The organism is Roseateles asaccharophilus, from assembly GCF_031458115.1.
In the GTDB taxonomy this organism is placed as follows: Bacteria; Pseudomonadota; Gammaproteobacteria; order Burkholderiales; family Burkholderiaceae_C; genus Pelomonas; species Pelomonas asaccharophilus_A.
Genome location: NZ_JAVDXV010000001.1, coordinates 944,295 through 968,240, shown reverse-complemented (window position 1 = coordinate 968,240; position 23,946 = coordinate 944,295). Strand labels below are relative to the sequence as shown.

Below are 23,946 nucleotides of genomic sequence, written 5' to 3'. Positions count from 1 at the left end.
GGGTGTAGGTCCTATCAGGGGGTTGCGAGCAGACCCGCGGCCGCGCCGTCGAACTTGCCTGCGAGCACATCGGCACCGCCGTAGAACCGGTTCAGCCCGCTCAACTTGTTCTGGCTGGCGCCGTTGCGGAATGCGATGTGGCCGGCCGTGCCGGGGTTGAGCTTGTTGCTATCGATGACGGTGCGCTGGCTGCCGTCCAGCACCAGCGCCCAGGCGGCCTCGCCGCTGAGCGTCTGCACCCGGTTCTCGCGCACGGCGCAGTCCAGGCAGTTGGCCAGCGTGATCAGGCCGGTACCTGCCGGCGCCCGCGCCGACTCGCACCAGTTGTGCAGGATGCCAATGCCCTGGCCGTTGCGGACCTGCACGCAGCCGCCGGCCGTCGTGATGTTGCTCCACTCGATGACCGATTCGGCAGCGCCGTCGACAGTGCTGATGTCGAAGCCTGGCAGGCCCGGGCCGCTGAAGCGGCTGGGCCCGTTCGTCACGACCAGGCGAGAAAAGGCGACCGAGTCACCGATCAGCACCGCCTTCACGCCGTTCTCGATGAATGACCGCGCCACCAGGCCGGTGAAGATTCCGTCGACGTTGCCGGCCGAGTTGTCCAGCAGCAGGCCCTGCTCGCCGAAATCGCCGAGGTGCACGCGGTCAACGAGCCAGTTGTTGATGAAGAAGCCCGGGCGCACGCGCAGCACCAGCGCGTGCTTGCCCCCGCCCTGCAGCGCCGGCTCGATGCGCAACTGCTCGACAGAGCCCCACCAACCTCGTTTGTTGGGCGCCATGGCTACGCTGATGCGCACGGCCGGGTCCACCACAAGCCCCTCGGCGGCCGTGGTGCGAATGATGGTGCCGTCGACCGTGGCACCGGCACCCACCAGGCGCAGCGGCCTGGCGATGACGATGGGCGCCGACGTGTTGAACACGCAGGCCGGCAGCTCCAGCTGCCCGCGCGCCGCGTCGACCATGGCCTGCAGCTGCGCGGTGGCGTCGCCAGTGGGGCAGGCATCTGTTGGAGCGGCGGCCTGGGCCTCGGGCAGCGGGCCGGCGGCGCCGCCACCGCAGCCGGCCAAGTGGCAAGCGGCGGCCAGGGCCAACAGCACGCCCATGAAGTAGGAGCGCATGGGGATGATCCTTTTAGGGCATGAAAAAGCCCGCGCGTGGCGGGCGGGTTGTGCAGACGCCTGGACCGGCTCGTCAGGCAGGCGACAACTTGCCGTCGACGAACTTCTGGCCCAGCTTGGACTCGTCATACGAATCCAGCGGGATGAGCGTCGGCGAGGCGGGCAGCGGCGAGCCGTGCGAGGTCACCGCGAAGCAGATGCCATCGGCATTGACCTGGGCGTAGAAGTAGGTCAGTTCCACGAATGCAGCTCCCACTTGATGTTCAGCGCCGGCGACGCGCCGCCCGCGACGGGGCGAGAGAAGCGGATCGTCGTGGCGTTGATGATCTCCCACTGAAGCGCCAAATCGTTCGGCGTGGTCGAGGCCGTCACGCCGTAGTACCCGTTCACGAACAGCGCGGCCTTCAGTGGATCGACCGCGCTGACGGTGATGTCGACAGAGGTGGTCGCGGCAGCAAGGGTGCCTGTGCCGCGCTGCATCGGCCGCGGCGAGCCGGGCGCGGGGTTGAGCGAGCGGCCCATCAGGCGTCCTCCTCGATTCCGTCGAAGTTGAAAGCGACGTTGGCCGTGTCGCTGCGCACCATCAGCGTGTAGCCGGCGGCCACGGGCACGCCGCTTTTCTCCAGCACGCCGTTGGCGGCCACCTTGGTGTCGTACTCGCGGTAGTCCTTCGCCGCCACGCCGCTGATGGCGCCATTGACCACCGCGACCCTCACCGCGACCTCGCTGGCGTTCTGGTTGCAGATCGTCAGCGTGCCGGTCGCCTTGCGGCTGGCCGGCACCGCGTACAGGGCCGTAGGGGTCGCCACTGCTGGCGCCACCGAGCCCAAATTGCCATGGATCTTTGCAGGCATGTCTTACCCCCGGTAGAAAAGTGTTTCGGCGTTCAGGCCACAGCGCTCCTGAACGAACTCGGTGTTGGCGCCCTTCTTGCTGGCGTCGGTGGAGGCCTGGGTGGCCATGGAGAAGGTCTCCGACGCGCTGCCGTTCTTCCTGGCGTAGTCGAAGGTCCAGTAGGCCGTCGTGCCGTCGGTGCTGATGACCGCCCCGTTATTGCCCGCCTGGGCCGGCAGCGACGACGAGAACGCCAGGCCATCGGCATAGGCCTTGGTGACGGCGTCGCCGGCAGCGGTGGGCGCGCCCAGGCCGGTGATCTTGTGGCCGTTGGCGGCCAGCGCGGCCTGCAGGCCGGCGGCGGCGCGGATGTAGCGCGCGAAGTTGGCTGCCAGGCTGGCCTGGCCGTCGCGGCCGGCCTCGATCTCGTCCAGGAAGCCGTCGATCAGCGTGAACGCGGCCGCGATCTTCTCGACGTAGTCTTCGTCGTCGAGGTCGGGGATGTAGGGGGACAGGTCGGCCATGGGTTAGCTCTCCTCGATGGTGAAGTTGTTTTGCCAGCTGGCCGGGTTGCCGTGGGCGCCGTCAGGCATGACGGTGAACTTGCCGAGCAGCGCGTAGTCGCGCTCCTGCGTGCTGCCGGTGCCGGGGAAGACGCTGACGAAGATCTCGCGGCGCATGCCGACCTTGCGGCACAGCTCCATGAAGCGCGCGCGCTCGATGGCGTCCAGGTGGCTGAGGTTGCCGGCCAGGCGACGGTATTGCGGCCCGGCGTCGCTGCGCAGCGTGCTGGCCTGGGTGCGCTGCTGCGTGGTGTCCTCGCGCCAGGTCAGCTCCAGGCCGTACTCAGCATTCACTGCGGGCTCGAAGTAGCTGCCCATGAGCAGCCGCTTGGCCTGCAGGTAGCCGGCGGGGTTGCCGGCGTCGGCCAGCGTGATGCGCCAGCTGCGCGCGGCAATTGCCGCGAACCACAGCACCGAGAAGGCCCGCTCCCAGTCCGTGAAGACCGTCGAGCCCCACGGCACCAGGCCAAAGCCGAACAGGCCCCAGCCGATGCGGCGCAGCGCGCGCTGAGTGCCGCTGTCATAGGTCAGGTCGCCCGTCTGGCCAACGCCGCTCCAGCACTGCAGCCGCCAGGTGGCCGAGCTGGTGAGGTTGTGGCCCTGCAGCACGCAGGCCGTGAGCACGCGCGGGTTCGGCCACTCGCCCTCGATGAGCTTGAGGCCTGCCGCGTTGGACGTGCGGGCCACGCGCGCCCGGCCCTGCAGCTGCAGGTTGCCCACGGGGAGCGCGGCCAGGAAGTCGCTGCTGTCCAGCACCGCCTCGTCGGCCTCGTTCGTGCTGATGATGCGCAGGTTGCCGGTCACAGAAAAACCTCCAGTTCGACGCGGCCGCCGGTGAGCGACTCGCGCAGGCCGACGACAGTGGCCAGCACGCCGCTCAGCCCATAGCGCCCCAGCTCCAGCTCGATGACATCGCCCAGCTGCAGCTGCTGGGCGGCCAGAAAGCCCGGCAGCCGGAAGATGCGCCGCAGCTGGCCCCACAGCGCCGCGCGGCGCGAGGCCTCGGCCGCGGCGTCGGCCTCGTCGGCGAAGCAGCTGCGCGCCAGGTCGCCGTCGACGGCCAGCAGGTTCCCGGTGATGGTGTTGGTGGCCTTTGCCACCAGGAACTCATCGGCCAGGCGCTGGCGCTGCGCCTCGGTGAGCGAGGCGGCCGGCGAATAGACCGTCGTGAAGTTGCGCGCATAGCCCACGCGCACGCTGCGCAGCGGCAGGATGCGGCGCTGCAGGGCCGTCTGGCCGTAGGCCAGGTCTTCGTCCTGCAGGGTGAGTACGGGCGGGCCGGCCGGCTCGTTGAACTGACCCATGGTGAGCTGGCCGGCGCGGTTGACGGTGTAGAAGGCGCCGGCGCCGGTCATGAGCGTGTCGAGCGCGCCGATGACGGTGATCGCGTCGCCGCTGACGTAGAGGCCCACGGCGGCAGGCTGATCGCTGTTGAGCTGGGCCACTGACGCGGCATCGATGTCGGCCAGGCCGGTGCGCTCCAGCACGATGCGGCGGGCGATGTCGGCCGTTCTGTCGACGTACACGCCGCCCGTCTTGGAGCCGTGCACGTCGGCCGTGATCTGGCCCGTCAGCGCAGCGGTCAGCGAGAACTCTCCGGCCGCCAGGTTGGCGGTGTAGGCGACGGGCACGCCGTCCTCGTAGACCTGGTCGACGGCCTGGATCGGGCCGTCATGAACGGCATAGGTGCGCGTGGCCGCGTCGATCAGCACCGGCGAGACGTGCCGGCACTGGCCGTAGCAGGCGGGGCGACGCCGATCCTTCGCCGGGCCGGCGCCGCCGACGAGCGTGGTGAGCATAGGCACGGCCAGCAGCACCTGGCGGTCGCGCAGCTTGAGCGTGAGCATGCTGTTGCCGCTGGCCAGGATGTCCTCGGCCGCGCCGAAGAACACCAGCCGGAAGTCGGCGCGCGGCCAGGCCGGGTCGCCGAGGTAGAGGCGCACCGGGCGGCCGTCCCAAGCGTCCAGCAGCCAGCCGTCGAGATCGCCGCCGGCGTTGCTGATGTTGAGGTCGCCGAACGCGAGCTGGCTGTAGCCCTGCAGCGCGTCGCTCATGCGGCTGGCGAAGCTCGGCACGCTGAGCAGGATCTCGTCGTAGGGCGTGTTGGCCGGCGTGTCGGCCGGGCCACTGGTGTAGCCGAGGTTGCTGAGATAGCGGGTCACCACGGCCCCGCCGCTGTAGGCCTCGACCTCGGCCAGCACGCACCGGCGCTTGTCGTCGGCCAGCAGCCAGGCGCGGAATTCGGCGTCGCTGATCATGCTTGGGCGTACTGGCGTTGAGCCGCGGTGCCGGCGATGTAGCTGGCGTTCTCGGCCGCGGTGGACACGACCTGGTCGAGCTTGTCGGCCAGCACCTGCAGGCCAAAGCTCAGCGCCTGTTGCACGCCCAGGATGGATTCGTTCACCGTGTTGACGGCCTCGACGGTCTGCTGAGCGGCGTCGACCTGAGCGGCCTGGCCGTCGACCTGCTGCTGCAGCAGCGCGAGCTGCGGCGCGCTGGCGGCCAGGGCGTCGAGCGTGGTGCCGGTCTTCTCGATGTAGTCGGCCACGCCGGCAAAGCTCTGCTGGATGTCCAGCAGGGTCACCAGGCGGCGGCGGCCGTCCTCGGTCTGCACGTCGGTGGCATCGACCAGGGTGCGGAAGTCCTCGCGGGTGTTGATGTCGCCCGTGATGCCGGCAGCGTCCAGCGCGCGCTTGATGCCGGCGGCCTGCAGGGCGGCCTGCTCGGTCTCGCTGTAGTAGTTGGCCACATAGCTCTGCGCCTTGGCGGCCAGCGCCTCCAGGCCGCCGGCGAACTGCAGCAGCTGCATCTTGGCTTCGCCGCTGAGGTCGCCGATGCGAGCGAACACGCCGCCGAGCGGCGCGAACAGGTCGCCCATGCCCTTGAGCGCCTGCTGCGACTGGATGATGGATTGCGTGGCGGCGGCGAGCTGCTCCATCGTGGCGCCGGCGCCGAGCTGGTTCAGCGTCTCGCGGGCCCAGTTCGGGATGTCGATCTGGGCCATGGCGTCGCGCACCTGGCCAGCAAGCGCGTCGGTCAGCTGCTGCAGGCCCTTGGTCGGATCTTTGTCGAGGCCCTTGCCGCCCCACTGGCTGAGGATCTGGCCGTTCAGCAGCACCGAACGGCTGCCCTGGCTTTCGCGGTCGTTGTCGCTGGCGAAATAGGCGCCGACCTGGTAGCCGCCGCCGCCGCCGAAGGTCTTGCTCAGCTCGTTGAGCATGCTGGCCGAGCCGCCGGTGATCGACTTCAGCGCGTCGCTGACGCCCGAGCTGTAGTACTTGCCGACCGAGTCGCCATAGCTCCACGACAGGCCCATCGAGCCGTCGCTGATGTTGCGGCCGGTCGTGCCGTCGCTGACGTAGCCGGCGCCCGCGTGGTGCGTGCCGTTGCCGCCAAACAGCTTGTCGACGCCCTTGCCGATGGTGCCGCCGATGAAGCTGCCGATGGGCCCGCCGAACCAGGCGCCCAGGCCGGTGCCGATGGCCGAGCCCCAGGCGCCGTTCTTGATGTCGTTGATCGCGCTAAAAGCCGCGGCGGCGTAGCCAATGCCGCTCATGAGCGTGGAGGCGCCCGAGCTGAAAGACTGCAGGCTCGTGCCGGTTTCGCTCAGCCAGCCGCCCAGGCCGGACAGCGGCCCATCGGCCAGGTTCCCCAGGCCGCCGGTCATCCAGTCACCGGCCGAGGAGAAGGCCTTGCCGATACCGCTGCCGATGGAGGACATGAGGCCCGAGCCCATGGAGCCCAGGGAACCCAGCGCGCCCAGGATGCCGCCGCCGCCGGCGGCGCCGCCGCCCAGGCTGCCCATCACACCACCCATCACCCCACCCATGGCGCTGTTGATGACGGTGTTGATCGGGCTCATGACCGCATTGATGGCCACCTTGAGCACGGTGGTCTTCAGCGTGTTCTTGATGCCGGACCACAGCGTGGAGAAGAACCCCTCGCCGGCCTCGAAAGCCCGATACAGGCTGTCGGTCAGGCCCTGGCCGATGCTGTCGGTGGTCTTCTGCCAGGCATCCTGCGCATCCTTGGCCGCCTTGACGTGGATGCCCTGCTCTTTCAGGTCGGCCAGCTCGCGCAGCTTCTCGGCCTGCAGCTTGTATTGCTGGTAGAGGACCTCGTCTTCCTTGCGCTCCAGCGCCACCATGGCCTGGCGCTCGGCGCTGGCGGCAGCGTCGCGCAGCCTGGCCACGGTCAGGGCTGCGGTGTTGTCCACGCCGGTCAGCGTGGTGATGTTGGCGGCGCGCTGCGCCTCGATCTCCTCGTCAAGCTTCAGCACGCCGGCCGAGATCGTCTCGGCCTCTTTCAGCCGCGCGGCGGTGGCGGCCTCGGTGGCCTTGGTGGACAGCTCGGTGGCCCGCTTCTCGTCCTCCGCGGCGCGCATCTTCTCCAGCGTCGCCAGCGCCGCCTTGAGCTTCTCGCCGGTGTATTTGGCCTCGATCTCGATGGCGATCTTCTCGGACTCGGTGAGCGCCCTGCCCTTCAGCGTCTCCTGCTCGACGGCCTTGGTCTTCTCGTTGATCTTGTCGATCAGCTTGCGGTAGTCCTCCTCGGCCTTCTTGGCGTCGGCGGCCTTCTGGTCGGCCAGCTTCTTTGACTCGGCGGCCTCTTCGTTCGTTTGCAGCGCGAGCCGGCGCTGGGCGCCCGCAACGGCGGTGAGGCTGGTGACGGACTTGCTACCCGAGTCGCCCCAGGCCTTGGCGACCGTCGCGGCGCTCTTGCTCCAGCCGGCGGAGATGTCGCTGCCCATCTCACCCAGGATGCTCTTGGCCTGGGCGAACTCTCCCTTGGCGACGGACACGATGGCTGCGGCCACACCACCGATGGTCTTGCCCAGAGTGTTGAAGACCTCGACGCCGAGCGCGCCGGCGCTGAACAGCAGCTTGAGCCCGCCGGCCAGGATGTCGGCCGCACGGTTCAGCGTGTCGCCTTCGGTAGCCGTCTCCAGCAGCGCGCCGGCCATGCTGTTGAGCGTGGGCAGCATCTGCGCCGCAATGCGCGTGGCGATGCCCTGGGTGCTCTTGTGCAGCAGGTCCAGGGTGTCGTTGAACTTCTCGGCGTCCTTCGCGGTCTCGTCGCTCAGCGTCAGGCCGAGCTTGTCGGCCATCTCGGCCATCTCGCGCAGGCCGGCCGAGCCCCCGTTGAGCACAGGCAGCAGCTCCGCGCCGCTCTTGCCGAAGATCTGCTGGGCCAGCGCCGACTTGGCGGCACCGTCCTCGATGCCGGCGAAGGCGTCGGCGACGTCATAGAAGACATCCTTGACGCCGCGCATGGTGCCGTCGGCGTTGCGGGTCTTGACGCCCAGCTCGTCAAAGCTCTTGCCGCCCTCGACCATGTTCTTGGCCAGCTTGGTCAGGCCGCCCGCCATGCCCTCGGCGCTGGAGCCGCCCAGGTCGAAGGCGAGTTGCAGGCCGGCCACGTCCGCGACGGCCACGCCAGCGCGCTGGCTGAGCTTGCTGGCGGCGTCGGCCGAATCGATGGCGCCCTTGATCCAGGCGCCGAAGGCCGCGCCGGACAGGCTGACGCCGATCAGGCCGAGCGCCTTGCCGGCCAGGCCGGCGACCTCCTGCATCTTCTGCGCGCCGCGCTCGACCAGGCCGACGCCGGTGGAGACGTCCTCGCGCAGCCTGGCCATGTCGGCCAGCATCTGGATCTCAACGGTGCCGGCGATCATGGTGACGGGGGCGTCCTGTCTTGGTGGAGATCTGCGCGAGCGCGCTGAAGGCGCTCTTGACCTTGTTGTGCACGACGGCGCGCGCGTCCTCGGGCAGTGTCTCGGGCGCCCAGGGCGCCACGCAGGCCGGCTCGCGGCTCTTGGCGAGCTGGTCGACGTAGGCGCCCGACATGCGGCGCAGCGCCCGGGCCTCCCAGGCCTCCAGCTCGATGCCCATGTTGGCCTGCCAGGCCTGGATGTCGACGTGGCTGATGGGCACCTCACCCATGCCGGCCCAGCCCAGCGGCCCGACCTCGAAGAGGTGGGCCACCAGGTAGGCGGCGTCGCCCGCGGGCGGCAAGAGCAGGGGCATGCCCTCGGCCTTGGCCTTCTCGGCGCGCGTCATGTCCGCCTTCTTGGGTGTCACGCTGTACCAGGCGAGCTGACGAACGTGGACGATCAGTTCCTGGACGAGGGCTTCGTAAAAACCGACCAGTCCACGCTGGCACGGTTCACGCGCTCGGCGATGAAGCCCAACGTGGTGTCGCCGTACACGGCCAGAGCCAGCTCGCGGCCCTCCAGCTCGCGGCCGCTGTCGTCGGCGTAGGCGAGGTTGCCGAAGCCGACCGTGACGTCGGCCAGCAGCCTGGCCTGCTCGGCCGTGCGCTCCTCGGGCGTGGGCTCGCGGCCCTTGTTGTCGCGCTTGAACTTCAGGGCACGCGTTTGGCTGGCCGCCACGGCCGCGGCGTGCTGCTTGGAGCCCGGGCCGTAGAGGGTGACGGTGACGGGCTGCGGCTCGGCGCCGTCAGCGGCTTCGGTCATGAGCGGTTCGCCCTGGCCGTCGAGCAGGTCGATGGTGGCGGTGTCTGCGGCGGCGCGCGTCTTGATGTTGAGCTTCATGGTGTGGCTCTTTCAGGTGGAAGTGGGAAAAAGAAGGCCCCGGGGATCAGCCGGGGCCTGGGCGCGAGGTGGCGCCAAGGGGCGCGTCCAGGCGTCTGGACGCGGTCAGCGCATCAGGGCGCGGATTCGACGATGTCGTCGTCCAGCTCCAGCATGGCCGTGGCCTGGGTGATGGAGTCGACGCTGCCGACCTTGATGAGGAATTGCATCACCTGGGCGGTGAAGTAGTACTTGTAGCCATCCTTCAGCTCGATGCAGATGCTGTGGCTGGCGTCGGAGTTCGCGGCGGCGCTCATGATGGCCTGGCCGGCGTCGCTGTTGTCCAGCGCCATCGGGATGGTCATGGAGCCCGAGTCGTAGCTGCCCTTGCGCTTGACCGTCTTGCGTGTGGCGACCGGGTTGTGCTTGACCAGGTTGTACTTGCGACCGAACTCGCCGTAGTCGGTGATCTCGCCCACCTCGGTGAAGGTCAGCGCTTCGAAGCCGGCCTCGTTGTAGGTGGTGGGAAGGCCGGCGCTGATCTTGAACAGGGTGCCGGCAGAGGTTTCTGCGCTCATGGTGAAGTCCTTTCAGACGTGGTTGAAAACCCCGCTCGCGGTGCCGGCGGGTGGGTTGGGAACTCGGTGGGCTACAGGTAGCCCGGCTCGTGGCAGATGACGATGAAGTCCTGGCTCTGGGCGCTGACGCCGCGCTGGTCATCGCGCATGTCGGGGCCGGTGACGTCGGCCCGGGTGCAGACGCCGGCGATGCCGGCCACGGTGCCCAGGGCGTTGCCGCAGGCCTGCCGCACGGCGGCCAGCAGCTGCTTCTTGGCGGCGTAGGTCTCGGCCAGGGCGGTGACCTGAATGCGCGAGGTGACGAGCAGCACGGCCTCGTTGCGGGCCACCGTGCGGCGCTCGACGCGGCTGACCTGCTCCAGGATGAGCAGCGGCAGCGGCGCGCCCAGCGGCGCCTCCTCCACCCACACGCCATCGGCGCCGACCAGCGCGGTGACGGCGGCGCTGCCCTGCAGCAGGGCCTTCATGACGATCTCGGCGCTCACGGCTCGTCGCCCTCCGCCAGCGGCGCCGGCACATCGATGCCGTGCTTGGTGGCCAGGCGGGTGCGGACATACTCGCGCACCCCTTCCAGCACCTGGGCTTGGGTGGCATCCAAGGCCGGGCGCATGAAAGGCTTGGGCCGGGCACCGGGGTGGTCGACCTTGGCGACGCCGATGGCCAGCAGCTTGCCGCGGCGCGCCTTGATGATGTGGCGCTTGGTGCCGAACTCCACCATGTGCGCGTAGTAGGGCCGCTTGTTCTTCTTGCTGACGCCGGCGGTGACGGTGCCGATGACGGCGCCCTTCTTCGTCTTGGTGCCGACGCGCACGCTGTCGGCCAGCTGGCCGCTGACCGAGCGGATGTTGGCCGCGGCCTGTTCCTTCAAGGGCTTGAGGCCGGCGCGGATGGCGCCGCGCATGATGTTGCGCTCGATCTTCTCGGGCAGCTGGGCCAGCGCGGCCTTCAGCTCGGCCAGGCCCTTGACCTTGGTTTCGCTCATGACTGCTGGTGCCTCCACTCCACGCAACTCAGCTCCAGCCACTTGCGCCGGCCGAGCGGCGAGGCGCCGAGGATCTGCAGCAGGCGGCCATCGTCCAGGCGCAGGCGCATGTCGGTCGTGACGCCGGCGCGCCAGCGCAGGGTGACGCGGTGCGGTCGCCCATAGGTGGCCTGGCCGTCGCGGGCCTGGGCCTCGCCGGCCGTGGAGCTTTCCTCGACCTTGGCCCACAGCGTGGCGGCGTCAGCCCAGCTCTCCTCCTGCGCGCCGTAGACCGGATCGCGGGTGAGCGTGCGGGCCAGCAGGGTGACGCGGCGGTCCAGGTCGCCGGCGCCGAGCATGCGCTCGCGGTAGGTGGTCAGCACCAGAGCCTCTCGGCGTCGAGCAGCCGGGCGATCAGCGGCGAGGGCTGCAGGTCCTTGTCGGCCACCGCTTCGGGGCTGTTCAGCCAGGCAGCGACCTGCGCCTTGATGTAGAGCTTGACGGCGGCGTCGACCTCGGCGCGATCGGTAGGACCGGCCGTGAAATCCACCCTGACGCGGGCGCCGAGCGCCTTGGGCGCCAGCTCGGGCCAGGCGGCGCCAAGCGCTGGGGCGATCTCGGCACCGCCGCCCATGCCGGCGAACTCGAAGGCCGAGGGCGACAACTGCTGCCAGCCGTTGGCGCCCCAGTAGGTGATCTCGCACAGGTCGGGCGCATGCACGCTGAAGCTCTGCCCGGAAGCTGGCCAGCTGGACATCTCGAAGCGGAAGACGCGGCGCCGGTAGACGCGGCCGGTGATCTGCTCGGCCTGGGCCCGAGCCGCCGAGATGGCGCCGGCAATGTAGGCGTCCAGCTCGTCGCCTTCGAAGCGGGCGGCCAGCTTGGCCTCCTCGACAGTGACGGGCTCACCCGGGTCGATAGCGGTTCCAGTCACCTCGGCCTGGGACGACGATGCGAAGGCTCCCATCGCGATGGCCGCGTTCGCGTTGATGTCCGTGGTGGCCGTGGCCAGCGAGGTGAACTCGCCCATGCTGACAGAAGAGTTGGCCGCCACACCAACCGACGCCGACGACGCGCCCACGAAGGCGCCCATGGCGACGGCCGAGGAGGCCGCCACCACCACGGCCGCAGCCGCTGCACCGACGAAAGCCCCCATCGTCTGGGAGCTGTTGGCCGTGACGCCGACCTCGCCGTAGTCGGGCGCATACAGCGCCGCGCCGGCGATGCGGTGCGGACGGAAGAGCGCCGCCATCAGCTCACCACCACCGGGCCGCTGAACACGTCAGCCGCCGGGGATTGGCCAGGCGTGCCGTCGGTGTTGGAAACGATGAGGTAGCCGGTGGCACCGACGAGCAGCGCGGTGCCCGTGATGCTCACCGAGAAGACCCCGGAGCCGTTCGTGCTGGCGCCGGTGCCCTTGGCGGTGGGCGTCAGGAAGCTGCCGGGCGTCACCTGGTCGAAGAACGCCCAGCTCAGCCCGGTCTTGCTGGCGGCGGGGGTGCTGCCGTCCGTCGTCAGGGTCAGCGTCACCGTCGTGGCGGTCGCAGCGAACTCCGACACCGCGTAGGCATAGATGGGCTCGGCAGGCTGGTTGGCGGCGCCGCCACCCGGCAGACTGATGTCGGTGCCGAGCGGCACCACACGGCCAACAGCATCGTCGCCGGACGCGAACGACAGCCGGGTGGAGCCGTTCGCGCCGGTGGCGGCGGCGCTGGTGGTCAGCACAAGGGCGTTCGGGTTGCTGCCGTGGTAGGCCACGGAGCTGATCGTCATCGCGCCCAGGCCGCCCACGTCGTTGACGATCCAGGCCTGCGTGGCGTGCGTCAGGCCGGTCTTCAGGGCCTGGTCGAAGACGACCGTCAGCTGGTTGCGGCCCGCGTTCCATTGCGCTGAGCTGACGCGCGGGCCGCGGGGGCGGGTGCCGCTGTAGAGGGCTGCCTCGACGGCGAGCCAGTAGCGGTTGGCCTGGACCAGCAGCTCGGCGTCGGTCTTGGGGTGGACGTTGTCGGCATAGTCCTGCTCGATGAGGACCGGGCCGCCCTTGATGGCGGTGCTGTTGTTCGTCCAGGCCGAGAGCACGGCGCCGCGGATGTTGTCGCGGGCCGTGCGCGGGTCTGGCGGCAAGGCGCTGGCCATCTCGCCGCAGACGTCCACGAACAGCTTGGGCGCGCCAGGCAGATCGGCCGCGATGTTGGTCGCCAGCGTGTCCAGCGCCGTCCGGTAGGTCGCGAGCGGGATGGCCGCGCCGTTGGCGTTGTAGATGGCGTTGGGGCCGAGCAGGAAGATGGCGCCCTTGACGCCGGAGACGGTCGAGCTGGTGACGGCGCTGACTGCGGCGTTGTACTGGCCGTTGGGCTTGGCCCAGGTGTTGTTCACGCCGGCCACGTCGGTGCCGCCGACGCCGGTGTAGATGAACGCGACCGGGACGCCCTGGCTGGCCATGATGCGCGTGGCCATCAGCGGCGCGATGGTGCCGGCGCTCGACGCTTCGGTCAGCTCGGCCCAGGCGCCGCCGGAGAACTTGGCCGCCTTCAGCGTCGCGTGGGTGTAGGCCTGGCCGTTGGTGCCGCGGCCTTCGGCGCGCGAGTCGCCGGCCAGGAGGAACACGTCGCCGATACCGACGTTGGCCACGGTGGCGCTGGCGCTGGTCGTGGTCTTCTTGCGGACGGTCAGGGTGCCCTGGCCCTGCGCCTGGCCGGTCAACGTGCCGCTGAAGCTGCCTGCCGCTACGTTCGTGGCGATCGTCTGGTAGGCGCCGCCGTTGAAGCTGGCCTCGATGTCCTCGGTCGGGCCGCTGACCGTGCCGCTGATCTGGATGCTGCCGGTCGTGCCGCTGCGCTGGTGGACCTCGAAGGCGCTGGGCGTCGAGACCGTGATGCTGGCGCTCGCGGCCTCATAGAACACCGCAGTACGGTCGACCTGGTTGCCCGCCCCCGTTGCGGTGCCGATGACCGTGGCAGCTGCGATGGTCGCGGCCGTCGTCTGAATTTGGTACAGCGCGCCGCAGCCGAAGTTCGTGCTGGCCACGCCGTCCTGGCACTGGATGAGCGACCAGCCGGAGCCAGGCGACGCCGTCACGGCATTGGCACCGAAGCCGAAGGCCGTGAGCAACAGGCTGTTGTTGTTGGCCGGCGTCACGCTGGCCGCGGCGCCGGCCACGGTCACCGACGCGCCGGACGCGAACCCACCGACCTCTTTGTCGAAGGCAACGCTGCCCGATGCGCTCCACGCCGACACGACCAGGGCGCCGAGCACGCTGGTCGGGCCGTAGGTAAAGGTATGCGCAGCGCTGACGGTCGGGTTGATGCAGTAGTACAGGCGCGTCGATCGCGTGCTGCCGTCGCTGGTGGCAGTCAGCGGGGTCCAGGTGTTGCCCGCGCTGTCCGTCAGCGTCGGGGTGACGCCGTTGTTGTAGGTCAAAGCCGCGATGAGCAGCTTGGCGCCGGTGGTGTCGATGGCGCTCGTCGTGGCGCCATTGCTGGAGCCCGACTTGACGGAGGAGAGCAGCGCGATAGCCATGGCTCAGGCGTTCGGCGCGGTGACGGTCTTGGTAAGGACCGTGAAGGTCTGGCCCAGGCCGACGCTGGTGTTGTCCACCGTCATCGCACCACCCCCGCCGACGGCCGTGACGTCGCCCTGCTCGTGGCAGACGCCCGACGAATCGACCATGCGGTAGTAGCCCGGCGTGCCAGCGGCGATGGCGGCGACGGACCAGCTGCCCGAGAGGGACTTCACGCCACTGGCCACGGCCGCCATCCAGTCGGCCGGGCAGTTGATCTCGGCGATCTTGGTGCCGGTGGCCGCGGCGGCGCAGTTCGCCGGCATGGCGCCGGTGTAGATCTGGCACTTCGGCGGCGCTGCCGAACCGGTGATGCTGCCGCCGGCGCCCGCGCCAGCGCTCAGCGTCTGGCCGTTGATGGTGAGCTCGTAGGCCTCGCCGAGGTTGTTGCGCATTGCGGTGGAGAACTGAAGGATGGCCATGTGAAGGTCCTCGCGTGTTGTGGGCTCAGCCGCGGCGCTTCGGAGCGGCGTTGGCGTTGGCTTTGGCCGTCTTGGCGGCGGGCCGCGCTTCGGGCTTGGCCTGTCCAGACGCCTGGACTTCGTCCCACTCGGCGCAGCGCGCGTCCTCGACGAAGTGGCGGCACTCGGCCTCACCGCCGGTGTAGGTGTCGCCGGCGGAGAAGTTGCCGACGAGATGGCTGTGGCCGGTCGTGATGAACTTGACGCGGGGCATGGTGGGCTCCAGAAAGCAGGCGGCCCGGCTGGTGAGGCCGGGCCGCTGCAGGGTTGCGGAAGAGAAGGGGGCGGGATTACGCCGGGACCAGGTCGCCGTAGCGGACGGCCGCCGGACGCTCGACGGCCAGCATGCAGCGACGCACGGCGCGCAGCGTGATGAGCAGGCGCTGGAAGTTGTCGCCGTCGTGCTCGCTCATGTCGATCTGGACGCCCTCGCGGTTGTAGAAGGTGCCGGACTGGCCGAGCGACAGCACGCCCACCTTGCCGGCAGCGCAGGCGGCGGTGGTGATGACGGGGCGGTCGAACAGCGTGCGCTCGATGGCCGCGCCCGGGTCGCCGAGGATGTAGCGGCCCTGGCTGTCCTTCGTCAGGCGCATCGACCACCAGTCGGCAGGATTGAGCACGATGGCGTCGGCGGCGTAGTCGCCCAGTTCGCTGTCGCCGATCATCTTGCCGATGAGGTCGAAGCGGTTGTTGAGCAGGCCAGCGGCGGTCAGGCTCGCGGCGGTGTAGCCGTGAGCGGTGAAGTTGCCAGTCTTGGTGAAGCCGCTCATGTTCGGCGCAGTGCCGTTGCCGCCCCAGATCTGGTTCTCGACCCGCAGGTCCACGCCGTAGCGCAGGCGCAGGTTGATGTAGGCGGCCAGCATGGCGTTGTCGGCCGCGAGTTGCTTGCTGATCTTCAGGAAGTGGCCGATGGTGGCCACGGGCTCCGTCACGGGCGTGGTGGTGACCGCGCTCTCCGGCAGGACGTTGCCTTCCGTGGTTTCGGCCGCGCTGTTGGTGAAGACGTTCTCGCGCACGTAGTCCACGGCGTTGGCGCTGGTGGGCACAGTGGAGAGCAGCTGCTCCAGCGTCAGGCGCCGGAAGGCGCCGCCGACGATGCCGGGCTTGCGGTCGGAGTAGGTGTTGCCCACCGTGTTGGTGACGGTGTTCTTCACCGTGAAGCCGGCGGTCTTGCGGTTGCCCTCAACCAGGGCCTGGCGCTCCTCCTGCGAGCAGCCCTTGATGAACTGGGCGCCCCAGCTGGTGTCGGCCTTCTCGTCGGGGTTCTTCGGGATGACGCCCTTCTGCTCCAGCACGAGCAGGCGCTCGGCCAGGGCCTTCTGGTCGTTGCCGAGGTTCTCCACGGCGGTCTTGGTGTCCTTCGACACTTCGCCCAGGGTCTTCAGCTCGCCGGCGGCCTTCTCGTCCCAGGTCTTGAGCTTGGTCTCCAGCGTGTCGAGCGCCTTCATGACCGCGGTCAGCTCGGCGCCGGGCACGGCGCTGGCGAGCATGAGGGCGCCCAGGTGCTCGGGCTGGAAGGCGAGCACGCCGGTGGCATAGAGGGCCAGTCCGACGAGGGCGATGGCGGCGATGGCGAGCCAGGCTCGCGGGGTGCGATGGAATCGGGTCATGGTGATGTCCTTTGGTGGAGGTGGAGTGGAGGTGCGGAGGGGTGGAACGCTCAGCCCGGCAGATGGCTGCCCAGCGCCTGCACGCGGGTCAGCAGCTCGGCCATGGCCTTCGCCTCGGCGCTCTGCGGCTCGGGTTCCCCCACGACGCCCAGCACGGCCTTGACGCGGGCCACCAGCGCGGCAGCGGCCCCTTTGGAAAAGCCGCCTGCATCCCGCAGGAGGCGCTCGAAATCGCGGATGGACTCGACCTCGGCGATGGCCTCGGTGATGTCGGCGCCCTTGACGCTGGCCAGATCGATGGTGGCGGCGGCGTCAGCCTGGAAGGTGACGGGCGAGATTTCCTTGAGGACCGACCAGCGGCGGATGACGCGGCCGGTCTCGGTCTCGTCATAGTCGCCCTTGACGACGAAGCCGCCGACGCTGAGGCCGTCGAGCGTGCCGTGCTTGAGGGCGGCGTACACGTCGCGGCCCATGCTGCTGGCCAGCGTGAGCTCGCCTTCGACGTACAGGCCGTGGTCGTCTTCCTTGGCGGTCGTCCACTTACCGATGGGCAGCATGCCCCAGTTGTGGCCGAAGAACATCTTGGGCTTGCCGTGCTTCTTGAGGGTCAGCTCGAAGGCGCCCTTGACGATGGTGTCGCCGTAGGAGTCGACGCCACCGAAGACGGACGCATAGCCGGAGAAGCGGCCGGTGTCGCCCTCGGCCTTGAGGTCGACGTCAGAGAGCTGCAGGGTCTTGCGGACGAGCATGTCAGGCTCCGTTGATGTGGATGGAGGGCTGCGGGCTTTGGCCGAGCAGCTCGATGGGGAGAAGGTTGCTCTGCACGGTGAGCACGTCGCCGCCTGGCAGGGGCGGATCGTTCTCGAGCTGGCGGCACTCGTTGCGGGTCTTCAGCCCGTTCTGGACGGCCTTGCCGTAGTAGTCGAAGCGGTCCTTCAGGTTGCCGCGCAGCAGGGCATCGAGGCTGATCTCGGCGACCTGGCGGGCACGCTGGCCGGCGCTCATGACGCGCTTGCGAACGGCCTGCTCGATGTTGACGACGATGGGTCTGATCGTCAGCTTGTGGAAGCCGTCGACGATCTCGGCCACGCCGCTGCCCCAGGTGGTGACGTTGGAGTGGAAGGCCAGCACGGGCGGCACGCCGAACCAGCGGCACAGCTCCTCGACGCCCCACTGGCGCGTCTCCAGCAGCTGCTGCTGCTCGGGCGTCAGGCTGAGCTGCTGGTACTTCATGTTTGCCTCCAGCACGAAGAGGCGGGCGAAGCTGCCGGTCTGCATCTCGGCGAAGCGCGCCCTGACGGCGTCGCGCTGGTCCTGCTTCAGGACCTGGTCGACCATGAGCACGCCGGTCGGCTTGCCGCCGTTGGAGAAGAGGCGGTTGGCGGCGGACTGGGCCGAGGCGACCTCGGCCGTGGTGGGGCGCATGAGGTCGAGCTTGGACAGACCCTCGGTGCCATTCCCGAGATCCTTGATGTGCAGCACGTTCTCCTCGGCCAGCACGGCGACGTCGCTGCCGATGCGGTAGGCGTAGGCCATGCTGCCGTCGTCGAGCACGAAGCTCTCGACCTGGTCGGCGGCCATGGGCCACATGGCGATGACCTCGCCGGTGCGCTCGTCGCGGTGCAGCCGGGCGTAGCAGCGGTTGCGCAGCAGCAGGTTGAGCAGCATGGCCATCCAGAACTCCATCGGCGTCATGCGGGCGTTCGGGCTGTCGCGCAGCAGCTGGTAGAGCCGCGAGGTGCGGGCCAGGGTGCGCTTGCCATTGCCCTGCTCGTCATAGGCGAAGAACGGCAGGCTGGCGATGAGGCTGGAGATGAGCCAGATGCAGCGATACACGGTGCTGATCTGCAGGGCGCTCTCGGGACCGATCATCGGCAGGTCGGCCACCAGGGTGCTGGTGGGCTGGGTCTGCTGCCGGCCGGGCCGCTCTGCCAGCGCACCGCTGCCCATGCTGACCCACCCAGGCGGGAGCAAGTCCCAGGACTCGGGGACGGTCGTGAATTTCATGGGTGCGGTCAGCCGACGATGAGGTTGTTGAGGAAGGCGTCGAGGTCTTGCCGCATGTCGGGCTTGACCTTGCTGGCGTGGGCCATCACGTCGGACACCATCAGGTCGATACGGCCCGTGGCCTTGGACTTGTCGAGCTTGCGGTTGCCGGCGGCGTCGCTCACGGTGACGGCGTTGCTGGCGCACCAGGTATGCACCGGGTGGCCGTTGTGGGCCACGGTGCGGTTGAGCACGGCGGTCTCGAAGGCATCGATGGCCGGGCTCATGTCCTGGAAGCCCTGGCCGAAGGGGAGCAGCTCGGGCAGCGTGATGCCGGCGTCTGCGGCCTGCTGCTTGAAGTCGGCCAGGCGCCAGCGGTCGGCGGCGATGTGCGGCACATCGAACTGGGCACAGATCTGCGCCACGCGCTGCAGCACGAAGTGCTTGCTGACGGCGGCGCCAGGCGTGACTTCCAGGAAGCCTTGCTTGGCCCAGGCGACGTAGTCGACGCGGTCCTTCTGGCTGCGCTTCTCCAGCGAGTTGTCGGGGCCGCCCTCGGGCAGCCAGCACCAGTTGAGCAGCTTGTAGGGCTCGCCGCGCGGGGGCTCGTCGCCGGGGTGCGCGGCGCTGAGCGGGTCCTGGTCATGGAGTGCCTTGGCGACGGCCCAGGCTTCCCAGCGCACGGTGACGATGGGGTCGGCAGGCTCGACGAGCAGGGTGAAGGCGCAGAGGTCGGTCGTGCTGGAGAGGTCCAGGCCACCGAAGGCGCGGCGGCCGCGCAGGTCCAGCGCGTCGAAGTCCAGGCGGCACGGGTCCCACACGGCGGCGGAGAGCCACGGGTTGATGGCCGCCGTCCACTGGCAGAAGTTGAGGCGGCGGACCAGCGATTCCTTGCTGGGGATGCCGCGCGCGTTGGTGACCTGCTTGCGCAGATAGTCGACGCCGGGCAGGCCGTGGAATTGCAGCGAGGGGTTGACCTTGGGCCAGCAAGCCTCGCTCTCGAACGGGTCTTCGCCTTCGTCGAGGCCGCAGACGAAGGCGAAGTAGGCGTCGTTGACGGCGCGGCCGGCGGCGACCTCGACGGCGTAGTCGTGCTCAATGCCGCACGGCGTCTGCTTGCCGGCGCCGCTGTTGGTGATGACGAAGGTGAAGGGCTGGCGGCGGCTCTTCCAGCCGGCCTGCAGCATGCCGAGCACGGCGTTGGTCTTGTGCTCGTGGTACTCGTCGACCAGGCCGACGTGCGGGCGCGGGCCGCTGTTGCCGTCTTCCGCGGCGATGGGGCGGAAGAAGCTGGCGTTGGCGGGGTAGGCCATGTTCCAGGTGCGCTCGCCGACGCCGCTTTTGGTGACGCGGCGCTCCAGCTCGGGCGACTGGTCGCGCATGGCGACCGCGTCGCGGAACAGGATCATGGCCTGGTCCTTCTTGGTGGCGGCGGCGTAGATCTCGGCGCGGGGCTCGCCATCGGCGACCAGGCCCTTCATGCCGACGCCGGCTGCCAGCGGCGACTTGCCCGAGCCCTTCGCGGTCTCGACGTAGACCATGTTGAAGCGGCGGATCAGGCCCTTGGTCTCGTGCTCGGTCTGCCAGCCGTAGATGCTGCCGACGATGAAGCACTGCCACTGGTCGAGGATGAAGGGCTTGCCTTCAAACTCGCCGCCGTTCAGGCAGAGCACCTCCTCGAAGAAGGCGATGGACTCTTCGGCCTCGGCCACGTTCCAGATGAGGCCGCGGGCCGGGCCTTCGTCGAGGTCGCGCAGGTGGCGGGCGCAGGCGTCGCGCACGTGCGGGCCGGCAATGATGTCGCCTGCCAGCACACCCTTGGCGTAGGCGGTGGCGCGGTCGCGCGCGGCGCCGAAGACGCGCTTCGCCTTCTTGGCCTGGCCGGCCTGGCGTGCCGCGCCGGCGACCGAGGTCTTCTTGGCGCGCGGCGCAGGCTTGCGCGAGGCCGTGCCGTAGACCAGGCGGTTGACGAAGTCGCTCACTTGAAGAAGCGGCCTGTGCCGTTGGATTGATCGGCGCCGCCGTCGCCGAAGAGGCCGAGCTGCGGATTCACCATGACCTTGGAGCGGCTGGCCGGGTCCATGCCGAACTTGGCCAGCAGCGCCTCGGCGCGCTTGACCAGCATCTGCTCGGCCACCAGGTGCTGGGCCAGCATCTCGGAACCGGTCTTCGGGCTCTTGATGACGAACTCGTCACCGCGGCGGGCGCGCACCAGGCGGATGTCGGCGATGGTGTTGCACAGCAGCTCCAGCGCGACCTTGTCGGCCACGGTCAGCACCTGGGCCTTGCGCAGCATGAAGGCCAGCTCGCGCCAGACCTGCTGCGCGCCGTCGTCGAGGTGCCAGGGCGGCTCCAGGTCGCTGACCAGGTCGAACTCGGGCTCGGCGTCGTTGCCGGACCGCTTGCCCCGGTTGCCCTCGATGGCCTTGAGGGCCGAGGGCTTGGATGGCCTGCCTGCCATGCTTAAGCCCCCCCTCCCAATTTCGCGGGCGTGCACGCGGTGGGAAGACGCCGGTCTTGTGTGGAAGGCACTTCCGACTTTTCACCCGCCCCTACCCCCCGTGCGGGCTGGTGCCAGGGGTGGGCCAGGTCCAACGGGCGGCCGTCATGACCAGCGCCGCGCAGCAGGCCGGAGGCGCTGTGCTCCTGCGCCTGCTTGTGGGCGTCATGGCACGGCTTGCACAGCGACTGCAGGTTGTCGTGGTCGAAGAACAGCTCGACATCACCGCGGTGCGCCTTGACGTGGTCCACCACCGTCGCGCCCACCAGCTGCCCCAGCTCCGCATGCATGCGGCACAGCGGCTCGGACTCCAGCTGGCGCGCACGCATGCGCTTCCAGCGGGCCGAGTTGTAGAGGTGCTTGTGTTGGGACATGGTGCCAAAAAGGCGAAGGCCCCGCGCATTGCTGCGTGGGGCCTTCGAACTGGCGGACTGCGATCAGGTTGCGGGAATGTAGGGGGAAAAGCGTAAGTTGCAAAAATTCATCTACTCACCGAGCAGCGATGCCGCCAGGACGCGATGAATGGCCTCTATGCGCTTCTCGACAGTCCTGACCTGGCATCCGAGCTTCGCCGCCTGCTCAGCGAGGCTCAGAGAGCCGCTGCAGTAGTGCACGACGACGGTGTTGCGCTCCCGCATGCTCAGCGCCGCCACAGCCGCATGAACGCGATCCACATCCCGCCCTCGTGACACCGTCTTCATCGTCGGCGTCTGCCCCGGCGAGGGAGGTGACCAGTCCTGATGCAGCACCGACATCGTCGGGTAGCCTGACCCATCGCCCTCCCCTGCCACAGCCGCAGCCCAGCGCCGCAGCATGTCGTCTATCTGCTGAATCTTCGCCATCAGTTGAACCCCTTCCGTTCGCCGGCACCATCGCCACCCTTGCCCACTCCACCAGCCGATGCAGGCACCGGACCCGCCCAGTTGTCGAACCGCTGGTACTTGCCGTGGAAGAACAGGCTGATCGTGTCGGTGGGCCCGTTCTTGTTCTTGCAGATCTCGGCCTGCGCCCAGTACTTGTTGTCCGCCGTCAGCTTCCGCTTGGCCTGGCGGTGCAGCAGCATGATCACGTCGGCCGCGCCCTCGATGTCGCCGCTGTCACGCAGGTCGCTCATGTGCGGCAGGCCCGCGCGCTTGTCCGCCTCCCGGCTTAGCTGCGACAGCAAGATGCCCCACAGCCCGAACTCCTTCACCAGCGCCTTCAGCCCGTTGGAGATCTCGCCCAGCAGCTGGTTGCGGTTCTGGTTCTCCCCGGTCATCAGCTGCAGGTAGTCGATCAGCAGCACCTTCAGCCGCGCGCCAGGCTGAATCGACTGTATTTTGCGATTGGCCTGCTGCACCTTGCGCCGCACGTCGGCCAGCGTCAGCCCGCCCTGCGCGTCCACCAGCAGCTTCTTCTTGCCCGCCTTGTCCGCGCCCAGCGCCAGGCCAGCCCACAGCGCGTCCGGGTCTTCCGCCTTCGCCGGGTTGCGCAGGTCAGCCAGGTTCACCTTGCCCAGGTTCGCCACCGCGCGCTGGCCATAGGTCAGCAGCGAGTCTTCCTGGCTCAGCACCAGACACCACTCGTCCTCGGCCACATTCAGGCCGATGGTCTGCGCACAGGCGCTCTTGCCCATGCTCGGCCGCGCGCCCATCACCCACAGCTCGCCGGCACGCCCACCGCCAGCCGTCAGCGCATCGAGGTCAATGAAGCCCGTCGAGATGCCCGGCAGCTTGCCCGCCGCCAGCGCCTCGACCTCGTCGATCAGCTCCAGCATCAGGTCGCCCAGCAGCACCGGCTCATCCGCCGAGCTGGCGCCCTGCATCAGCTTCAGCAGCGACGTCACCGCCGCGTCCACAGCCGTCATGATCTCCGGCGCCTCCAGCTTGCCGGCCACCGCGCCCTGCAGGTCCACCGCCAGCGCCGCCACCTGGCGCTGCACCGAGCGCGACCGCACGATCTCCGCATACCGCCGCGCGTTCGCCGAGCTCGGCACGCACTGCGCCAGCGCGTTGATGTACGCCAAGCCCCCCACCGCCAGCTGCTCGCGCTCGGCCAGCGCATCGAACACCGTTACCACGTCCGCCGGCTTGCTGGCGTTGATCAGCCGGCTCATCGCGCCGAACAGCACCTGGTGCTCGCGCCGGTAGAAGTCGTCCGGCTTCAGCAGGTCACCGACACGGTCCCAACACCGGTTGTCGATCAACAGCCCGCCCAACACGCTCTGCTCCGCCTCCACCGAATGCGGCGGCACCCGCAGCCCCTGCAGCTCCGCGTCGGCCGAGGGCACGGGCCGCGGGTCCTCGCCAAAGATCGCGCTCATGCCTCGGCCCCTTCCACCGCCGACTCACGGTCGAAGGCCTCCCAGTACCGCGCCGCCTGCTCACCCGCCGTCGACAGCCGCGCCTCCTGCCCGGCCGACAGCAGCCACAGCCCATACCAGCTGCACCGCACGCACTCCCGGAACCGCTCGCGCCAGTCCCGCTGCCGCTTGCCCGCCCTCAACTGCCGCCGCTTGAACTCCCGCCAGCACAGCGCCACGAAGGCCCGCGGCAGCTCCACCGCCGCGGCGTAGTCGAACACCTCGTCATCCGGCGGCACCGCATCCTGTCCAGACGACTGGACCGCTTCGAGCCAATCGGCGAGCGACAGCAACGGCGGCTGTTCAGCCGAAGGCCCGACACCGCCCTTCAGCCCCCCGGCCGAAGGCTGGGGGGTATGGGGGGTATGTATTTGTATTGGTTCAATGACGGTTTGGGTGACACCATGACACCCCTGGGGTGACACCATGTCACCCATGGAAACCCTAGGGGTGACACCATGACACCCCTGGGGTGACACCATGTCACCCATGAAAACCCGACCTTGAGGCCCCACGGGCAGGTCCAGCTCGGCCTGCCTCAACGCCTCCTTCTCCGCAGCAGCGGCCTCGCGCTCACGCTCCAGCTGCTTCAACAGCGGCACATTCAGCGTGTAGCGGTTGCTCTTCATCGCCCCGAGGGCGCAGACCATCAAGCCCGCCTGCTCCAGCGCCCGCAGCGCCCGCTGCACCGTCCGGTCGCTCAGGCACGTCCGCTCCACCAGCGACGCCACCCCGGGCCAGCACACGCCCGCGTCATTGGCCTGGTCCGCCAGGCTCATCAGCACCGCCTTCTCGCTCGGCGGCAGCTGCAGGCCCCAACAACAATCCATCACTCTTGTCGACACGAATCTCTCCCGCCCGCAACGCCCGCCCCGTCATCAGGGCCGCGCAACAGGCAACACA

Annotated in this window: 27 protein-coding genes; all 27 read right to left on the bottom strand. The window is 69.1% G+C overall.

Translation table 11 applies throughout. The features are described 5' to 3' along the window. Window positions 1-14 precede the first annotated feature (14 nt). Window positions 15-1,118: a hypothetical protein gene (locus J2X21_RS04485; protein ID WP_310325347.1), complete on the bottom strand. Its 1,104-nt coding sequence runs from the start codon at window positions 1,116-1,118 to the stop codon at window positions 15-17. Window positions 1,119-1,191: 73 nt separating this feature from the next. Continuing rightward, window positions 1,192-1,359 (bottom strand): hypothetical protein, encoded by a 168-nt coding sequence (locus tag J2X21_RS04480; RefSeq protein ID WP_310325345.1) that lies wholly within the window; start codon window positions 1,357-1,359, stop codon window positions 1,192-1,194. Beyond that, on the bottom strand, window positions 1,350-1,640 hold the full coding sequence (locus tag J2X21_RS04475) for a hypothetical protein (protein ID WP_310325342.1): 291 nt from the start codon (window positions 1,638-1,640) through the stop codon (window positions 1,350-1,352). Before J2X21_RS04475 ends, J2X21_RS04480 begins: the two co-directional genes overlap by 10 nt. Continuing rightward, window positions 1,640-1,972, bottom strand: a complete 333-nt coding sequence (locus tag J2X21_RS04470) for a hypothetical protein (protein WP_310325337.1) — start codon at window positions 1,970-1,972, stop codon at window positions 1,640-1,642. Before J2X21_RS04470 ends, J2X21_RS04475 begins: the two co-directional genes overlap by 1 nt. Before the next feature lie 3 nt (window positions 1,973-1,975). Further along, window positions 1,976-2,476, bottom strand: a complete 501-nt coding sequence (locus J2X21_RS04465) for a hypothetical protein (RefSeq protein WP_310325334.1) — start codon at window positions 2,474-2,476, stop codon at window positions 1,976-1,978. Between the two features lie 3 nt (window positions 2,477-2,479). Beyond that, a complete protein-coding gene (locus J2X21_RS04460) occupies window positions 2,480-3,319 on the bottom strand; it encodes a hypothetical protein (protein WP_310325332.1) in 840 nt (279 codons plus the stop codon). Next, window positions 3,316-4,773, bottom strand: coding sequence for a hypothetical protein (locus J2X21_RS04455; protein ID WP_310325330.1), 1,458 nt, complete (start codon window positions 4,771-4,773; stop codon window positions 3,316-3,318). Before J2X21_RS04455 ends, J2X21_RS04460 begins: the two co-directional genes overlap by 4 nt. Next, window positions 4,770-8,189, bottom strand: a complete 3,420-nt coding sequence (locus tag J2X21_RS04450) for a phage tail tape measure protein (protein WP_310325328.1) — start codon at window positions 8,187-8,189, stop codon at window positions 4,770-4,772. The genes J2X21_RS04455 and J2X21_RS04450 overlap by 4 nt, the downstream gene beginning before the upstream one ends. After that, window positions 8,170-8,574, bottom strand: coding sequence for a hypothetical protein (locus J2X21_RS04445; RefSeq protein ID WP_310325326.1), 405 nt, complete (start codon window positions 8,572-8,574; stop codon window positions 8,170-8,172). Before J2X21_RS04445 ends, J2X21_RS04450 begins: the two co-directional genes overlap by 20 nt. 53 nt (window positions 8,575-8,627) lie before the next feature. Next, the gene (locus J2X21_RS04440; protein ID WP_310325323.1) at window positions 8,628-9,068 is read right to left on the bottom strand and encodes a hypothetical protein; all 441 of its coding nucleotides are present in this window, start codon (window positions 9,066-9,068) and stop codon (window positions 8,628-8,630) included. 113 nt (window positions 9,069-9,181) lie between these two features. Then, the gene (locus tag J2X21_RS04435) at window positions 9,182-9,625 is read right to left on the bottom strand and encodes a hypothetical protein (RefSeq protein WP_310325321.1); all 444 of its coding nucleotides are present in this window, start codon (window positions 9,623-9,625) and stop codon (window positions 9,182-9,184) included. 71 nt (window positions 9,626-9,696) lie between these two features. Further along, a complete protein-coding gene (gene gp17, locus J2X21_RS04430) occupies window positions 9,697-10,110 on the bottom strand; it encodes a tail completion protein gp17 (RefSeq protein WP_310325318.1) in 414 nt (137 codons plus the stop codon). Next, on the bottom strand, window positions 10,107-10,607 hold the full coding sequence (locus J2X21_RS04425; RefSeq protein ID WP_310325315.1) for an HK97-gp10 family putative phage morphogenesis protein: 501 nt from the start codon (window positions 10,605-10,607) through the stop codon (window positions 10,107-10,109). Before J2X21_RS04425 ends, gp17 begins: the two co-directional genes overlap by 4 nt. After that, on the bottom strand, window positions 10,604-10,969 hold the full coding sequence (locus J2X21_RS04420; RefSeq protein WP_310325313.1) for a phage head closure protein: 366 nt from the start codon (window positions 10,967-10,969) through the stop codon (window positions 10,604-10,606). The genes J2X21_RS04425 and J2X21_RS04420 overlap by 4 nt, the downstream gene beginning before the upstream one ends. Then, on the bottom strand, window positions 10,963-11,838 hold the full coding sequence (locus tag J2X21_RS04415; protein ID WP_310325311.1) for a head-tail connector protein: 876 nt from the start codon (window positions 11,836-11,838) through the stop codon (window positions 10,963-10,965). The genes J2X21_RS04420 and J2X21_RS04415 overlap by 7 nt, the downstream gene beginning before the upstream one ends. After that, complete coding sequence (locus J2X21_RS04410; RefSeq protein WP_310325308.1) at window positions 11,838-14,105, bottom strand: hypothetical protein; 2,268 nt, start codon at window positions 14,103-14,105, stop codon at window positions 11,838-11,840. Before J2X21_RS04410 ends, J2X21_RS04415 begins: the two co-directional genes overlap by 1 nt. Window positions 14,106-14,108: 3 nt before the next feature. Further along, window positions 14,109-14,567 carry a hypothetical protein gene (locus J2X21_RS04405; RefSeq protein ID WP_310325306.1) on the bottom strand — a complete coding sequence of 153 codons (459 nt, stop codon included), beginning with the start codon at window positions 14,565-14,567 and terminating at the stop codon, window positions 14,109-14,111. A gap of 25 nt (window positions 14,568-14,592) precedes the next feature. After that, window positions 14,593-14,820, bottom strand: coding sequence for a hypothetical protein (locus J2X21_RS04400; RefSeq protein ID WP_310325305.1), 228 nt, complete (start codon window positions 14,818-14,820; stop codon window positions 14,593-14,595). Window positions 14,821-14,896: 76 nt separating this feature from the next. Then, window positions 14,897-16,216: a phage major capsid protein gene (locus tag J2X21_RS04395; protein ID WP_310325302.1), complete on the bottom strand. Its 1,320-nt coding sequence runs from the start codon at window positions 16,214-16,216 to the stop codon at window positions 14,897-14,899. 50 nt (window positions 16,217-16,266) lie between these two features. Continuing rightward, window positions 16,267-16,965, bottom strand: coding sequence for an HK97 family phage prohead protease (locus J2X21_RS04390; RefSeq protein WP_310325300.1), 699 nt, complete (start codon window positions 16,963-16,965; stop codon window positions 16,267-16,269). Window position 16,966: 1 nt separating this feature from the next. Next, window positions 16,967-18,223: a phage portal protein gene (locus J2X21_RS04385; protein WP_310325297.1), complete on the bottom strand. Its 1,257-nt coding sequence runs from the start codon at window positions 18,221-18,223 to the stop codon at window positions 16,967-16,969. 8 nt (window positions 18,224-18,231) lie between these two features. Then, window positions 18,232-20,184 carry a terminase large subunit gene (locus J2X21_RS04380; protein WP_310325294.1) on the bottom strand — a complete coding sequence of 651 codons (1,953 nt, stop codon included), beginning with the start codon at window positions 20,182-20,184 and terminating at the stop codon, window positions 18,232-18,234. Further along, complete coding sequence (locus tag J2X21_RS04375) at window positions 20,181-20,663, bottom strand: P27 family phage terminase small subunit (protein ID WP_310325291.1); 483 nt, start codon at window positions 20,661-20,663, stop codon at window positions 20,181-20,183. Before J2X21_RS04375 ends, J2X21_RS04380 begins: the two co-directional genes overlap by 4 nt. Window positions 20,664-20,665: 2 nt before the next feature. Then, window positions 20,666-21,076 carry an HNH endonuclease gene (locus J2X21_RS04370; RefSeq protein WP_310325288.1) on the bottom strand — a complete coding sequence of 137 codons (411 nt, stop codon included), beginning with the start codon at window positions 21,074-21,076 and terminating at the stop codon, window positions 20,666-20,668. A 111-nt stretch (window positions 21,077-21,187) separates the two neighbouring features. Continuing rightward, window positions 21,188-21,544 carry an RNA polymerase sigma factor gene (locus tag J2X21_RS04365; protein WP_310325285.1) on the bottom strand — a complete coding sequence of 119 codons (357 nt, stop codon included), beginning with the start codon at window positions 21,542-21,544 and terminating at the stop codon, window positions 21,188-21,190. Beyond that, window positions 21,544-23,004 carry a replicative DNA helicase gene (locus J2X21_RS04360; RefSeq protein WP_310325282.1) on the bottom strand — a complete coding sequence of 487 codons (1,461 nt, stop codon included), beginning with the start codon at window positions 23,002-23,004 and terminating at the stop codon, window positions 21,544-21,546. Before J2X21_RS04360 ends, J2X21_RS04365 begins: the two co-directional genes overlap by 1 nt. Beyond that, window positions 23,001-23,873, bottom strand: a complete 873-nt coding sequence (locus J2X21_RS04355; protein WP_310325458.1) for a helix-turn-helix domain-containing protein — start codon at window positions 23,871-23,873, stop codon at window positions 23,001-23,003. The genes J2X21_RS04360 and J2X21_RS04355 overlap by 4 nt, the downstream gene beginning before the upstream one ends. Window positions 23,874-23,946 lie beyond the last annotated feature (73 nt).